The following is a 13,436-nucleotide window of genomic DNA, read 5'->3' as shown; positions in this document are numbered from 1 at the left end:
GAACGCTCATGCACACGATCGATCTCGCCTACGTCGGACGGGGATTTCACGAGGAACTGGTTGCCTATATCGCCGACCAGCAGGACTTTTACGCCGACGAGGGCGTCCACGTTGCCCTGCGCGACGGCTGCGCCTGGGATGAGGAACGACTGCGCCGGTGCGCGACCATCGGGCTCGGCCGGGCCCTGCTGTCCCGGTTGGCCAACGGAATTCCCTGGGTCGCGCTGACTGTCAACACCCAGCGGCCACTGTTCTGGTTCCTGGCCCGCTTCGGCATGACCTCGCCGGCCGGCCTGTGCGGCAAACGGGTCGCTGTACACGCGCCCCACACCGCGCCCGGATGCTTCGCGAGGATCGCGTTACGTCGGGCCGGCCTGGACCCGGACCACGACATCAACCCGATCGTCCGCCCGCCCGGCGACTACGGGATGGACCTGCGCATGCTGCACGACGGCACGATCGACGCCGCCGTCGTCGGCAGCACCATGGCGCCCGAAGCGGTCGCCGCAGCGGAACGCTGGCAGGTAGTGGCCTGGGTCGGCGACCTCTTCCAGATCCCCACCGTCGGCGTAGCCGTCGATCCCACCTACCTCAGCCCTGACGCCCCCGCTGTCCAGGCCGTCGTACGAGCCCACCGGCGTGCGCTACAGGTGATCCACGACGACGCCGATACCACGGTGCGCTATCTGCGAACCTTCCTCGGCCGGCACACCGCGGACGAAGTCCGAGCCCACTACAAGACTTTCATCGCACCGCATTTCACCACCGACGGCCGCGCCGACCTCACCGTCGGCGATAGCGCGATCACTGCGGTAGCCACCGAACTCGGGGTGCCCGCCACCGTCACCGCGGTCGAGTTCTACCGCACCACCTAGCAGCCGGAAGCGGCGGCGCTGAGACGTATTCGGCGCAACCACAACAGGTTTCACGAAAGCGGGCAGGTCGATACCCCATCCGGAAGGACACCTCATGGAACTCGCAGTCATCGGCGGCACGGGACTGATCGGATCGCAGGTCGTCGAGGATCTGAATGCCGCCGGACACCGGGCGATACCGCACTCGCATTCCACCGGTGTCGATGTCATCAGCGGCAATGGATTGAACGAAGCCCTGGCCGGTGCCGACGTCGTCGTCAACTTGACCAATTCTCCGACCTTCGACGACGCCTCTCCGGCGTTCTTCCAGACCTCCATGGACAACCTCCTGACCGCTGCCCGCAGCCAGGGCGTTGGCCATTTCGTCATCCTGTCGATCATCGGCGCGGACCAAGTGCCGGACCTGGACTACTACCGCGCAAAAGTGCTGCAGGAGAACATCCTGGTGGCCGGGCCGATCCCCTACTCCATCGTCCGGGCCACACAGTTCATGGAGTTCATCGACGCCGTGCTGTCGTGGACCACCGACGGTGACACCGTCCGATTGCCCACGACGCCGATCCAGCCGATCGCCGCGAAGGACGTCGCCGCCGCGGTGGCAGAAGTCGCGACAGGCGCCCCTTTGAACGGCGCCCGCAATATCGCCGGACCCGAGATCTTCCCCCTCGATGAACTGGGCCGAATTACATTGGCCCGCAAAGGCGACAGCCGAACCGTCGTCACCGATCCCACCGCCGGCATGTTCGCCCTCGTCAAAGGCGACGTCCTCACCGATAGAGACGCCCATCTCGCCCCCACCCATTACTCCGACTGGCTCTCCTGATCGATTGCGCGACGAACAGCAACTCCCCCTCGGCAACGCGCCTGGGTGTGGGACTCGCTGCTGCGGAGTCGGGCCATTGCCGGCACAGTTGCCCGAACGGGACTTCCGGCCCGTTTCTCGAGCCGATCGATCAGCTGGCGAGGAATTTCCGCACGCTGCCGAGGATGTAGTCGGGATTCTCTTCCAGCACCCAGTGATTGGCCCCTGGCACGACATCGGTGGTGACATGTTCGGCCACCCGCACGGTCATGGTCCCGACGCCGGCGGCCATGCTGTGCTCGCCGCCGATACCCAGCACCGGAACAGTGATCTTGCCGTCCTTGGCGATCAGCGTGTCGACAGCCTTCTCACCGGTGTCCTGCTGGCGGAAGTACTCCAGCCCGGCGTGCGTGCGGCCCGGCTTGCTGAAGGCCGTGACGAGGGCGTCGTTCTCGGCCTGATCGATGGCACCGCCGGCTTCCTTGTAGAACAAGCCGTAGAAAACCGATTCCTTGCCGTCGATCAGTTGCTCGGCGAGGTCGTCCTTGGGCCCCTCGGCGAACCAATCCCACCAGAAGGTGCGGGGCTTGGCCTGCACCAGATCCAGGTAGTCGGATGTCGGCGGCGCCTCGAGAACCACCAGATGTGCCAGGTCCGAACGGAATTCGGCGGCATACGCCAGGCCGATCGCACCACCCCAGTCATGACCGATGAGGTCGAAGCGGCCCAGGTTCAGATTCTGCGTGACCGCGTGTACATCGGAGGCGACGGCCAGGGCCTGGTACCCGTCATCGGACTTGGCGAAGCCGGAGTCGCCGAAGCCCGGCAGATCGATGGCGACCACGGTGTGGTCCTTGGCCAGATCCGGCGCGACCTTCCGGAAGGCCTGCAGATCCTCCGGCCAGCCGTGCAACAGCACGATCGCGGGTCCCTGCCCGCCCTTCACGTAATGGACCGCGACACCATTGCTGTCGACGGTGCCGTCCTGGAACCCGGGAAACGCAGAGGGTTTCGCCGATGCAGCGTCGTGTGAAGACGAGCAGGATGCCGCGAGCAGCGTGGCCGCGGCCAGCAGGGCAGCGAGCGGGGCTACTCGCTTGCCGAAAGTGATGAAACGCATGTGATTAGTGAAACCTCTTGTCAGGCAATGGATTGCCCAGGCTGAGCGTGGCGGCTCAGGCCGGGGAGTTCGGTGAGGCGGGGGGTGAAGACGTTGTGCAGGGGCAGCACGGTGACGGTGTGGGTTTGATCCGGGTTCAGCGCTGCCATGGCCGGGAACAGCGTGGTGTCGATGAACTTCTCGAATTCGTCCTTGTCGTCCCAGATTTCGACGATCCGCAGGCCGTCGGCCGTCTGTGCGGCCAGGTGCAGGTAAATGCTGCCGAGGGCATGGCCTTCGACGCCCATGTGGTCGACGACAGCGTCGTACTGCTCGGTGGTGAAACCGTGAACATCGATGATGCCGAGAACTGCCATGTGACAGACGCCTTTCCATTGTCGAATCGGGTCACTCGAGCATTGCGGAAACGCCTCGGCGCGGCATAGGACAGATCGCGCCCGACAACGCGCAGAAGGCGTCAGGCTCCCGGGCGGGGCGACCCTGTCGGCTCAGTGGCTGCCGCGAGGTCGCTCGATTACGCCCTCGGCAAGCGCACAACGCCGCACTCCAGCATTTCGCCTCGGCCGATTACAGGACCGCGGAGCAGTCCGACCACACGGGCGAGGGCGGCCCGTACCCGCTCATAGCAAACGACCATTTCCACCGTGACGGTCCAACTGCTGCGCAGGCCGAGTGGATCGAAAGAGTCTGCGGGCCGATCCACCCGGCCGCCGAGCACGATGCGCCGCTCGGAGTCGGCGAAGCGGGGCACCGATTCCGGAGCCGTCCACTATGACCCCGGCCGGATGATCCGAAGTGAGAATGCGGCGCGATAACCGCACCCGGATCCCCGCCACGCTCCACCATCAGCTCACCCGCATCGCACCGTACCGAGATCCTGTGCCGAACGGCACGAATACCGCGCTGGTGGCACGAATCGAGAGTGCCCAGGCACGGAAGGTCACCGATATCTCGGAATTAGCTACGCGATCGAGATTGTCGTGCAGAATGCCAGACAGAACCGGCCCGACCGGTCGGTGAACCTTAATGGGGTGAAATGACCGATCTGATGGGATCGACCGTGCACGAGCTGCTCGCGCAGGTCCTCGCGCGCTACGGCAGCATCGACGTCTTCATCGCCCGTCTGCACCTTCTGCTGGACACGCCCACAGTCGTGCACCCGGCCGCGGTGGCGCCCTCGACCGGTGGCCGGCACCGGCTCGCAGAGCCCACGGCCACCGTGCCAACTACCTGATACCGGTCTCTGCCAGTCCGGAACCCCAGCGTGGACACCTCGCCCAAGCGCCTGTCCGCTCGCGCAGCCTGGTCGTTTTCCGAACACCCGTGCTCTTGTGTGGGGGCCGGTGGCGTGAGGTCGCTGCATGGTGCAAACGGCGGGCGGCCATTGATCAAGAAGACCGCGACTTCCCACTCCGGCGGCCCTGCCCACACCGTACTCTCGAATGGCATTGCCTCACGAGGGAGAAACCCACCGGTTACGAATTCAGGAGGTCGATATGCGAACCCAGGACAAGATCAGCACGGGCATGTTCCGCATCGATCTGGACAGATTCTTTGCGGAACAGGCGCCCGGCGTGGTGTCAGGTCTCGGCGATGGACACGATGACCAACAGCCGGAGGCCGAGCAGCGTGAGGTGACCATCACCCGGGGCTCGGACAAGAGCGAGGTTTTCGACCGCTGGATCCGGCAGTCGCTGAAGGACCCCCACGGCTCGAGAACGGACATCACGATCACCGAGCTGGACAACCATGGGAAGCCCGTCCGGGCGATCATTCTGATAGACGCTTGGACCCGCTCGTGGAACATTCCCTCGCTCTCGGCCGGCAGCGCTGGGTCAGCGAATGAGACCGTCACTCTCTCCTGCGAAATGATGAAAATCGAGCAGCTCTAGCCTGCAGCCGAGAGACACCCCCACGTTCCTCCGACCTTTGCACCGCAGCCCGGAGGGCAGCTCAAAGAATTGGCTGACCTCCGGCTGTCGGCAGATGTCCCCATGATTGGGCGCATGACCGATACCGCGCCCCTCGCTTCGGCCGCCCCGGCGGCGTTCGACGACCCTGGCGTTTACACGGTCGGCCTCGGCCGGCAGGTCGAAGTCGAGGAAGTCCCAGAACTGCTGTGCCACACCGGGGCTCATGCCGATGATGTTATGCACTCGCCGGAGATCCAGCGTCGGCAGAGGTGTCCGAACTGTCGCCTTGGTTCGCTTTCGCTGATCTGCGCCAAGGTTGCCGCTCGCATCCTATGCTTGATCCGTCTAGGCGTTCCCCAGTGACACGAACATAGGTCGTAATCATCCGAGGATAGGACGCATCATGACAATGAGCTCGGGGATGTTCGAGATCAGCAGCATGGCGAATGGCCAGCGAACGGTCAGTATCAACCTCATTCGCACGGCATGGCAGCGCGTCTACCTGGGAGGCCCGGTAACCTCTTGGGCCGTCAGGAAAGTCGACGACAAGGTGTTCAGCCTCGCCATTGGCGGTTACCCATACACCGGCATCCTCGACGGAAACCTCGTCGCCACCATTTTTGCGGACCAGGACCAGGACTGGCGGATCCAATACCAGGACTCCCAGAATGCCTACACCATCGCATCGAGCTCCGATCCCTCCCGCGTTTGGACTTTATCGGACCTCGATCCCAGTACCTCCGAGATCTCGTTGAAGCCCCTCGTGTCTACCAAATCTATGCCGCCGCAGATCCTGTCCTCTCAGCTGTGGCGACTGAAATCAGCGATCGATTAGGCAATCGCCGTCGCGCCCCTGGCTGAACGCACAGATCGACGCTTCCGTGACTCGGCTCGACCATGCCGCTCCTCGGGACCCTTCTCGGGTTCTGGGCCTGGACGGTTGCGCCGAAACGATCTGCCGCCAGTCCAATGCTCGCCCTCGGGCCGACCACAGGTAGCCAAGGCACTCACATGCCGCGACCCGCGCGGTTCGAAGCGGCCACGCGACTCGGCCGAAGAGCAGCGGCTCGAGATCACCTCGATCCGTTCCTGCTCGCCACCCGTCGACTTCCGGTCATTTACGTCAGGCGTAATGCAGAGTCGCACAACACTGTTCGCGCATCGTCAGGCGTTCGACCCGCAGGAGATGTTCAGCTGTCCAGATCGGTATGGAGGGAGCCGGCAATGAGCGACCGCGTCAGCGGAGTGGTCAGGTGGTTCAACCAAGCCCGGGGCTACGGGTACATCAATGGCGACGATGGAAGCGAGGTCCGTATCAGCCGGGAAGCCATCGATGACCTTACGTTCGTCACCGAGGGCATGCGGGTCACGTACGTGCCCTCACTGGAAACTGACGACACGGTGCGGGCCGAGCATGTTCGGGTCGTCGAATAACTCTCTCTCCCTTGATCTTGGCCCGTGCGCTCATTCACCGTTGCGTCGGACGCACTGCCCTGCCGTATACCGCGCCGACGAAACGACTGCGCCCCCACCCGGACACCGGATGGGGGCCGCAGCAGAGTCTCTACCAGCAGCGAAGCAACGGCGCCCTATTTCTTCGCAGACGCTAATCCGCCTCGGAATTCGACAAGGGCACCGAGATTTGGGGAAACCTCAGTTCAGTTCGCCGCTATACACGCAATACAGCCTGCCGGCTTCGGGAATCGGCGGGTGAGCACCCGCGAAATGTCCTTCGGCAGAAGGTCCGACGACCGCCCATGTCTGCGCGAGCCGCGAAACCTGTCATGCCGGTGCGCGAAAGAGCAGGTCACGAGCCTGGACAATGCTGCACTGATCGCGTAACTGGATGTTAACCGAATTCGTCGTCGCGTAACACCGGCCCCGACGCACACTGCGGTCATGCAGTTCAGAACACATCCACCCCTCCGGGCCGGGCAGGACGATTTCCGCGATGGGCGGGCGAGGTTTCGCGACCAGTTGCGGGAGGTGCTGCCCTCGGCATCGCAGCTGCTGGCCCGCCGCCTCCACGATGCCCTGCGCGCCGCCCTGCGCGCGGGGGCCTTCGGCAGCGGCAGGCTGCCGGCCGAATCCGAGCTCATGGCCGAATACCACGCGTCGCGCGACGTGGTCCGCGAGGCGCTGGACCTGCTGCGGCGGGCCGGATTGATCGAGCGCCGCCGGGGGATGGGCACGCTGCCGATCCGGTCGGAATACATTGTGACCGGCGCACTTCCACCCGCGGGATGTTCCCTCGAGGAGCATCTGGCGCTCGGCCGGATCGCGCCGAGGCTGCTGCATTGGGCGTGGATTCCGGCGCCGGAGGTGATCAGCGATCGGCTCACCGGAGTGGACCCCGGCGACGACTGCCTGTGCATCGAATACCTGCTCCTGCTGGATGATCGCCCGCTGGCGATCTTCACCAATTACCTGCGCTCACCCGAGGCGGCCCGTGTCGACCGGGTCGCGTTCGTCGATGACTTCTATTCGCTGCTGCATCACGGCGGCGTCGATATCGACGCCTTCGACATCGGCGTGCAGGCCGCGCGCGCCGATGACTACACGGCCACGCTGCTGCATGTGATGCCGGGAGAGCCCGTCATGTTGCTGGAGCAGTCGATTCGCAACCGTGACGGCGAGATCGTCGACTATGCACTCGGAACCTGGTGCAGCGACTTCCAATTGCGCATCGACCGGGTCGTGCGCATCGATGTGACCGGAACCCTGACCGGCGGACGTTTCCAGGAGCCGAAGTGAGCACTGTCGCGCCAACCATGCAAACCCTCACCGGCGCGGTTGCGGCCTTGCGGAACGGTGAGATCAGCGCCGCGGAATTGGTCGAACAGGCCATCGCCAATGCCGACCTCCGCGACGGTGAGGTCGGTGTGTTCCTCACCCGATTCGACGACCGCGCCCGAGAACAAGCCGAACGCGTCGACGCCAAGATCGCGGCGGGCGCACCGCTATCACCGCTGGATGGAATCCCGTTGGGAATCAAGGACATTCTGGCCCATCCGGACGGCCCGACCACCGCCCAGAGCCTCGTCCTCGATCCCGCCTGGGCGGATTCCGTCGGGCACGCTGTCGCCGTCCACCGTGTGGAGGCCGCCGGTGGCATCGTCATGGGTAAGACCACAACCATGGAGTTCGCGATCGGAATCCCGGACCCGGACAAGCCATTTCCGGTCCCGCGCACCCCCTGGGACCTGGACTGCTGGGCGGGTGGCTCGAGCTCGGGCTCCGGCAGCGGCGTCGCGGCGGGAATGTTCCTGGGCGCGGTGGGCACCGACACCGCCGGCAGCATCCGGATCCCCGCTGCGTTCAATGGAATCACCGGTCTGAAGCCGACATTCGGCCGTGTCCCGAAATCCGGTGTCGTGCCACTGGGCTACACCCTGGACCACGTCGGGCCGATGGCCCGCACCGCCGCCGACTGCGCCCTGCTGCTCTCCGTCCTGGCGGGCTACGACCCCTCGGACCCCTTCAGCGCCCGGGCGCCGATTCAGGACTATCCGGCAGCGCTGACCGGCGATCTGCACGGCATCACCGTCGGCGTGGACAATCTCGACCGCTACGCAGCGGCAGGCATCGATCGCGAGCAGCCGGCACGGTTCACGGCCGCCCTCGATGAGCTCCGCGAGGCGGGCGCGACCATCGTTCCGGTCGAGATCCCGATGTATCCCGAAGTGGTCGCCATCGACATCGTGGTCATGCTGGCCGAGGCGCACGCCTACCACCGCAGCGATCTGCTGGAGCGGTGGACCGACTACGGCCGCGGCACCCGCATCATCCTCGCCGCCGGCGGAGCCGTCACCGCCGCGGATTACGTTCAGGCGCAACGAGTCCGGCGAATAGCTCAGCATCAGGTAGCCGACCTGCTGGACCGCGTGGACCTGATCGTCACCCCCACCGGCCACCTCGGCGCTCCGCGCCTGGACACCATCGACCAACTCCAGCCGTTGAACGTGCTCGCCTCGCTGCACACTCCGTATTGGAACCCGCTCGGGTACCCGACCCTCGCCCTCCCGATCGGTCTGTCCAGCACAAACACGCCGCTCTCGATGTCCATCACCGGCAAGCACTTCGACGAATCCCTCGTCCTCCGCGCCGGGGACGCCTACCAACGCCGCACCACCCATCACCTCACCATCCCCACCGCCCTCAGGAAAGGCCAATGATGACAACGTGGTCCGAAGCCCCGGAGGAAACCGAGGCAGTCCAGGCCCTCGCCCGCTTCGTCTCCGATCTCGCTGAAACTCTCCACAAGGTCCCCGGCGCCCGATACGCCGACCCGGCGTACTACTTCGTGATCGAAAACCCCCCGACTCAGCTCGTCGTCGATCGGCCAAGCCGTACCGGTATCGGGGAGTAGCGCGTCCCACAACGGTGGACGGTTACGGCGACTCGAGGCGGTCCGGCCTCGTGGCTACGGTTGGTTGGAGTTAGCCATGCCGCTGACCGCGCTGACAGAACCGTCCATCGCCAGTGCCAGCGAAACGACCGAACCCCCGTCCGGATCGCCGAATGGGGGCTCAGCAGAGTCTCTACCGCAGCGATACACGTGCTGCCCGACTTCTTCGCAGACGCTGGTCCGCTTCGGAATTCGACCCTCTTGACATCGACCAGCAGCGGTGAGCCAGAGATCACTTCGCCTGGGTTCGAAATGGGTGAGGCGATCAATGAATATCACTGCTGCGCAACCATTTCCGACCTCTTGGCCCGCTCCCGGGGGTCACCGTCTCCTGGCCGCGTCAAGTTCCGAAGCGGAATAACCGCTGGTCACAAGCGGAGTGGCCAGCGCCAGGCCGGAACACCTTTCCCTCGATCAGGAACAAGCAGGCCTCAATTGCCGTGATCGGCCGAGGCTAGGCGTCCTCGAGGACTTCCGCGAAGGCAATCACTACGCCTCCGGTGGCGTGCTCGACCGTAGCGGCGACAAGGGGACCCGCCTCTGCGGCGGCGGCGCTGGCTGCCGTGTAGTCGGCGAAGTACAGGTCCAGCATTCGATACGCCGGGGTCGGGCTGCCGTCTTCCTTGGGCCAGACCTTCGACGTCTGCAGCCGAGTCAGGCCGGGGAGCTTGCGCGCCAGCGTGAGCTGCTCGGGATAAGCCGCCTCGAAGGCGTCCGGATCTGTGGGGTTGGAATAGACAAAGCTGATCCTGGTGGGATTGCCTTGCTCCGTCATGGCTGACCTCTCGGTTGAATCTCCGGTTTGATACCAGCGAGCGCACCCGCTCACGGTTGTCGACAGTAATTGGAGGAATAGGTAGCGACCATGACCGCTCCGCCAGGAAATCTTGCCAATCGTCCAGCGGCGCACGCCGATTCGCTCGGATCGCCGCAGAGACATGTCAGCCCGCCGGCGCTCGAGGACGCCGCGCTGCGTCTCGACGCAGATAGTCAGTCGGACGACTTGCTCTCAGAGCTGCTCCGGAGCGTCCGCCTGAGCGGAGAACGGATCGCCGCGTACGCTCCGCCGCGGACTTTCTCGATCGGCTTCGCCGATTTCGGCAGCCTGCACATCATCGAAGAGGGTGAACTCGAACTTCGGGTCGACGGAGACCCTCACTTCGAGCACGTACGCCGCGGCGATGTCGTCCTGCTCCCCCGCGGCGACTCCCACCACCTCAGCAACGCAGGCGAGCGCACGCAAGCGATCGCGCACGCCGGCGCCACCGAGAACGCCACCCCCGAGCCGGCCCGCTGGCTCTGCGGAACATTCAACATCGGCGCCCCGCAGGCGAGCCACCTGTTCGGGAGCCTGCCGTCCGTGATCATCCTCGGCGGCGCCGGCACCCCAGCGCCCGAAGGGCTCGAAGTCGCCCGCCGGATGCTCGTAATCGAGATGCAATCGCCCTCGCAAGGATCAGCGGTCATGATCTCCCGCATCCTCGATCTGATGTTCATCCAGATCATGCGCACCTGGGCCAGCGGCAAGGATGCCGAACCGACCTGGCTGACCGGTGCATTCGACCCGGAGCTCGGTAGGTCCTTGAGCGCCATCCACCGAGACCCCGGCCACGATTGGACAGTCGAGGAACTGGCTCGAGTGTCCAACCTTTCCCGGTCGGCGTTCGCTGCGCGGTTCGCCGCTCGCGTCGGAACGCCGCCGGCCACCTATCTCGCACACGTACGACTGGACGCCGCCACCGACCTGCTCCGCGACACCTCCCTTTCGATCCCGCTCATCGCGGAGAGAGTCGGCTACACATCGGAGGCAGCATTCAGCCGCGCGTTCAAGAACCGCTACAGCACGCCGCCGGCTCGTTGGAGACGAGACATACGACGGCCTGCTCGTACAGCTGGGTGAATTGGTTCCACTGACGGTGATGCAGACCGTGTCCGGATGCAGCTCTCGCAAACGCCAGCAAACCGGAGGAAAACGGACCGGGGATTCCTTGCGGCCGTGCCACCGCTGGACGGTTACCGGATTCAGCGGTGCCATTCGTCAAGATCGGTATCCATTGCAGTAGAACACTTTTCACACCAGGCAGACCCACGTCACCCGTTATTGCTTCGCTCACACCCTCTTTCGGCCCTGAGCCGGTGGGAACTCTGTGCAGATCACCGGCTCCGGGTTCAGCAATGCTGGTCCTTTGACCGTGCGGTTCGGCGCTACGGTAACCACATTCACCATCGATGTCGTCGTCTCCGGTAGCACCATGTTCATCGCCAACCTCGGCAACGGGACGGTGGTGTCGGCGCCGATCAGCGGCGGCAGCCCCGCGCTGTATTCGCCGACGATGTGGGGCGACGGCGTAGCGGCGTTTGCCGTAGTCGTCGTGTTCGTTGTACGTCTGCCGCGCGAGCTGTATCCGGCGGCGGCCGAGTTTCGGCTTCCGCCCGCCAGTGTCTCTACATCCAACCGGACCGAATCCCCTTCAGAATCCATACTTTTCGACTTCGGGATCAATGGCTCGACCAGGGCCCACAACTCGTCCGGGACAAGGCTTTCGAGGACTCATCGGTCACGAATCGAACATCATGCGGCACACCGCATTCCGACACACGGCGAATCACGACAACGTGAGACACGGTCTTAGACCGATCTTCTCGTGGGCACGCACGTCGCGAAATCGACTTCAGCGCAACATGTTGTGGCTATCCCGACCCGGTGGCACGTCTCGCCTGACTGCTCGAGGCCTCTTGACGGCGGCATGCAACCTAGTTCACGCAGGGCGCCCCGCCGTCAGAGTTGGACTTCACCGGAGCACCGCTCGGTCCCTGGCTGGATGGCTCGTTTCCTCCGCCGGCGTCAGAGCCGCCACCGGGGGAACCGGAACCTGCGCTGGCCACCGAATTCGTGCCGTAGAAAGTCGACTGGATGATTCCGCGAATCGTGTCCGGGTCGACACGGTTGGCGTCCTCGCCGTTCACGGTGTAATAGCCTTCGATCGGCAGTGTCTGGAAGACCGTGTTACCGCCGGTGAGAGAACGCAACTCCCACGCCATCGACAGCGCGTTCCACCGGTCGTCGATAACGACGTCCCGTTTCGCCGCGTCCGTCATGTTGGCCATCTTGATCGGGTCGAGGATCGTGCCGAGGCCGCGGACATTGTGCGATGCCGACGACAGGAACGCCTGCTGCCGGTGGGTACGGTCGAGATCGCCGTTGGGCAGCCCGTGTCGTTGCCGCACGAACGCCAGCGACTGCGCGCCGTTCAGCGTCTGCTCGCCTGCCGGGAACACCGCGCCGGAGTAGTCGGAGTCGTCGACTGCCTGATTCAGACAGACCTTGACGCCGTCGAGAGCGTTGGCGAGATCGTAGAAACCGGCCAGGCTGACCTCGGCGAAGTGGTCGATGGACACGCCGGTGAGGTTGCGGACGGTCTCCAGCTCCAGCTTGCGCCCGGCTTCGCGGCCGATGGTTTCCAGCTGGTGTTGGTTCGTCACGCCCTGCTTGCGCGCGGCCTGCTCGGCGTCGGCTTTGGCATTGCCGTACGCCTCCTTGATCTTCATCTTCCCGTAGCCGGGTACGTCCACCGCGTCGTCACGGGGAATCGAAAACGCCTGTGCCTTACCGCCACCGGCCGGGATATGGATGAGGATCAGGGTGTTGGTGTTGTAACCACCTTCTTCCCCGTCTCCGGCGTGAAGTTGGGACAGAATCGCAGCCGGCAGCTGCTGGCCGTTCTGATCGTTGCGGGTGTCCAGACCCATCAACAGAACGTTCGTGCCGTTGGACGAGGTGGACGCGCCGTCCAGCGCATGCGAGGAGGCCATAGTGCCGGACATCTTCGTGAACAAGTAGACGTAATACCCGGCCAGCGCCACCACCAGCACGATCACCAGCGCCAGCGTCCGACGAATCATCCGCCACCACCGCCGCGGCGAGCGCCGCCGCAATCCGGCGGGTGGGTCCGGCGGCCTGGGTGGCGGCGGAGAGGCGGGGTTCATGGGCCGCCGCGTCCGCGGATTCATCGGTGCCTGCCGCCCCGCCCCGGCCGGTGGGCCTGCCGGCCGACGCGGCGACGGAGAGCCGGGGTTCGCCGGACGCCGCATCCCCGGGTTGATCGGCGGCTGCCATCCCGCCCCGGCCGGTGGGCCTGCCGGCCGGCGTGGCGGCGGAGAGCCGGGATTCACCGGACGCCGCCGCTCTCCGCCTCGTCCCGACCAATCGCCGCTCATGAGTCCTCCAATAACGCGGGGTCACCTGCTCAGGCGCACGGCATCGAAGCATTCCCGAGCGAAGACGGGTGTGCGCTCGAACTCCTGCAGAGAGCCGCCT

At 65.0% G+C, this 13,436-nt stretch carries 16 protein-coding genes; 12 read left to right on the top strand and 4 right to left on the bottom strand.

The annotated features are described in order from the left end of the window. Positions 1 to 8: 8 nt before the first annotated feature. Together ACIRRA_RS23185 and ACIRRA_RS23180 are read left to right on the top strand one after the other, a co-directional pair. Entirely contained in the window at positions 9 to 875 is an 867-nt protein-coding gene (locus ACIRRA_RS23185; RefSeq protein ID WP_402771553.1) for an ABC transporter substrate-binding protein, read from the top strand. 94 nt (positions 876 to 969) lie between these two features. After that, positions 970 to 1,698: an SDR family oxidoreductase gene (locus ACIRRA_RS23180; RefSeq protein ID WP_402771550.1), complete on the top strand. Its 729-nt coding sequence runs from the start codon at positions 970 to 972 to the stop codon at positions 1,696 to 1,698. A 130-nt stretch (positions 1,699 to 1,828) separates the two neighbouring features. On the opposite strand, the gene ACIRRA_RS23175 is transcribed toward ACIRRA_RS23180, so the two are convergent. Then, positions 1,829 to 2,797, bottom strand: a complete 969-nt coding sequence (locus tag ACIRRA_RS23175; protein WP_402771547.1) for an alpha/beta fold hydrolase — start codon at positions 2,795 to 2,797, stop codon at positions 1,829 to 1,831. Positions 2,798 to 2,817: 20 nt separating this feature from the next. Further along, positions 2,818 to 3,153, bottom strand: a complete 336-nt coding sequence (locus tag ACIRRA_RS23170) for a hypothetical protein (RefSeq protein ID WP_402771545.1) — start codon at positions 3,151 to 3,153, stop codon at positions 2,818 to 2,820. Positions 3,154 to 3,833: 680 nt separating this feature from the next. On the opposite strand from ACIRRA_RS23170, the gene ACIRRA_RS23165 reads away from it, so the two are divergent. From ACIRRA_RS23165 to ACIRRA_RS23130, 8 genes are all read left to right on the top strand, one after another. Further along, positions 3,834 to 4,031, top strand: a complete 198-nt coding sequence (locus ACIRRA_RS23165; RefSeq protein ID WP_402771542.1) for a hypothetical protein — start codon at positions 3,834 to 3,836, stop codon at positions 4,029 to 4,031. Between the two features lie 262 nt (positions 4,032 to 4,293). Next, entirely contained in the window at positions 4,294 to 4,689 is a 396-nt protein-coding gene (locus tag ACIRRA_RS23160; protein WP_402771539.1) for a phage tail protein, read from the top strand. Between the two features lie 114 nt (positions 4,690 to 4,803). Beyond that, positions 4,804 to 5,073 (top strand): hypothetical protein, encoded by a 270-nt coding sequence (locus tag ACIRRA_RS23155; RefSeq protein ID WP_402771536.1) that lies wholly within the window; start codon positions 4,804 to 4,806, stop codon positions 5,071 to 5,073. Positions 5,074 to 5,113: 40 nt separating this feature from the next. Next, a complete protein-coding gene (locus tag ACIRRA_RS23150; protein ID WP_402771534.1) occupies positions 5,114 to 5,545 on the top strand; it encodes an I66 family serine proteinase inhibitor in 432 nt (143 codons plus the stop codon). A gap of 389 nt (positions 5,546 to 5,934) precedes the next feature. Continuing rightward, entirely contained in the window at positions 5,935 to 6,144 is a 210-nt protein-coding gene (locus tag ACIRRA_RS23145) for a cold shock domain-containing protein (protein WP_356995811.1), read from the top strand. Positions 6,145 to 6,609: 465 nt separating this feature from the next. Beyond that, positions 6,610 to 7,464, top strand: a complete 855-nt coding sequence (locus ACIRRA_RS23140; RefSeq protein WP_402771531.1) for a GntR family transcriptional regulator — start codon at positions 6,610 to 6,612, stop codon at positions 7,462 to 7,464. Continuing rightward, positions 7,461 to 8,885, top strand: a complete 1,425-nt coding sequence (locus ACIRRA_RS23135; RefSeq protein WP_402771528.1) for an amidase — start codon at positions 7,461 to 7,463, stop codon at positions 8,883 to 8,885. Before ACIRRA_RS23140 ends, ACIRRA_RS23135 begins: the two co-directional genes overlap by 4 nt. Further along, the gene (locus ACIRRA_RS23130) at positions 8,882 to 9,079 is read left to right on the top strand and encodes a hypothetical protein (RefSeq protein WP_402771525.1); all 198 of its coding nucleotides are present in this window, start codon (positions 8,882 to 8,884) and stop codon (positions 9,077 to 9,079) included. The genes ACIRRA_RS23135 and ACIRRA_RS23130 overlap by 4 nt, the downstream gene beginning before the upstream one ends. Before the next feature lie 493 nt (positions 9,080 to 9,572). On the opposite strand, the gene ACIRRA_RS23125 is transcribed toward ACIRRA_RS23130, so the two are convergent. Beyond that, positions 9,573 to 9,893 carry an EthD family reductase gene (locus tag ACIRRA_RS23125; RefSeq protein ID WP_402771523.1) on the bottom strand — a complete coding sequence of 107 codons (321 nt, stop codon included), beginning with the start codon at positions 9,891 to 9,893 and terminating at the stop codon, positions 9,573 to 9,575. A gap of 90 nt (positions 9,894 to 9,983) precedes the next feature. On the opposite strand from ACIRRA_RS23125, the gene ACIRRA_RS23120 reads away from it, so the two are divergent. Together ACIRRA_RS23120 and ACIRRA_RS23115 are read left to right on the top strand one after the other, a co-directional pair. Then, positions 9,984 to 11,018 carry a cupin domain-containing protein gene (locus ACIRRA_RS23120; protein WP_402771521.1) on the top strand — a complete coding sequence of 345 codons (1,035 nt, stop codon included), beginning with the start codon at positions 9,984 to 9,986 and terminating at the stop codon, positions 11,016 to 11,018. A 247-nt stretch (positions 11,019 to 11,265) separates the two neighbouring features. After that, on the top strand, positions 11,266 to 11,751 hold the full coding sequence (locus tag ACIRRA_RS23115) for a hypothetical protein (RefSeq protein WP_402771518.1): 486 nt from the start codon (positions 11,266 to 11,268) through the stop codon (positions 11,749 to 11,751). Between the two features lie 121 nt (positions 11,752 to 11,872). On the opposite strand, the gene ACIRRA_RS23110 is transcribed toward ACIRRA_RS23115, so the two are convergent. Next, positions 11,873 to 12,997, bottom strand: a complete 1,125-nt coding sequence (locus tag ACIRRA_RS23110; RefSeq protein ID WP_402771516.1) for an LCP family protein — start codon at positions 12,995 to 12,997, stop codon at positions 11,873 to 11,875. Positions 12,998 to 13,436: the final 439 nt, after the last annotated feature.

Source organism: Nocardia sp. NPDC101769, from assembly GCF_044766925.1.
In the GTDB taxonomy this organism is placed as follows: domain Bacteria; phylum Actinomycetota; class Actinomycetes; order Mycobacteriales; family Mycobacteriaceae; genus Nocardia.
This window is presented reverse-complemented; position numbering and strand designations above follow the sequence as displayed.

Bases quoted from the DNA above. Each gene is read 5' to 3' on its own strand.
- ACIRRA_RS23185 (WP_402771553.1), top strand. From the start codon at position 9: ATGCACACGATCGATCTCGCCTACGTCGGACGGGGATTTCACGAGGAA.
- ACIRRA_RS23180 (WP_402771550.1), top strand. From the start codon at position 970: ATGGAACTCGCAGTCATCGGCGGCACGGGACTGATCGGATCGCAGGTC.
- ACIRRA_RS23175 (WP_402771547.1), bottom strand. From the start codon at position 2,797: ATGCGTTTCATCACTTTCGGCAAGCGAGTAGCCCCGCTCGCTGCCCTG.
- ACIRRA_RS23170 (WP_402771545.1), bottom strand. From the start codon at position 3,153: ATGGCAGTTCTCGGCATCATCGATGTTCACGGTTTCACCACCGAGCAG.
- ACIRRA_RS23165 (WP_402771542.1), top strand. From the start codon at position 3,834: ATGACCGATCTGATGGGATCGACCGTGCACGAGCTGCTCGCGCAGGTC.
- ACIRRA_RS23160 (WP_402771539.1), top strand. From the start codon at position 4,294: ATGCGAACCCAGGACAAGATCAGCACGGGCATGTTCCGCATCGATCTG.
- ACIRRA_RS23155 (WP_402771536.1), top strand. From the start codon at position 4,804: ATGACCGATACCGCGCCCCTCGCTTCGGCCGCCCCGGCGGCGTTCGAC.
- ACIRRA_RS23150 (WP_402771534.1), top strand. From the start codon at position 5,114: ATGACAATGAGCTCGGGGATGTTCGAGATCAGCAGCATGGCGAATGGC.
- ACIRRA_RS23145 (WP_356995811.1), top strand. From the start codon at position 5,935: ATGAGCGACCGCGTCAGCGGAGTGGTCAGGTGGTTCAACCAAGCCCGG.
- ACIRRA_RS23140 (WP_402771531.1), top strand. From the start codon at position 6,610: ATGCAGTTCAGAACACATCCACCCCTCCGGGCCGGGCAGGACGATTTC.
- ACIRRA_RS23130 (WP_402771525.1), top strand. From the start codon at position 8,882: ATGATGACAACGTGGTCCGAAGCCCCGGAGGAAACCGAGGCAGTCCAG.
- ACIRRA_RS23125 (WP_402771523.1), bottom strand. From the start codon at position 9,893: ATGACGGAGCAAGGCAATCCCACCAGGATCAGCTTTGTCTATTCCAAC.
- ACIRRA_RS23120 (WP_402771521.1), top strand. From the start codon at position 9,984: ATGACCGCTCCGCCAGGAAATCTTGCCAATCGTCCAGCGGCGCACGCC.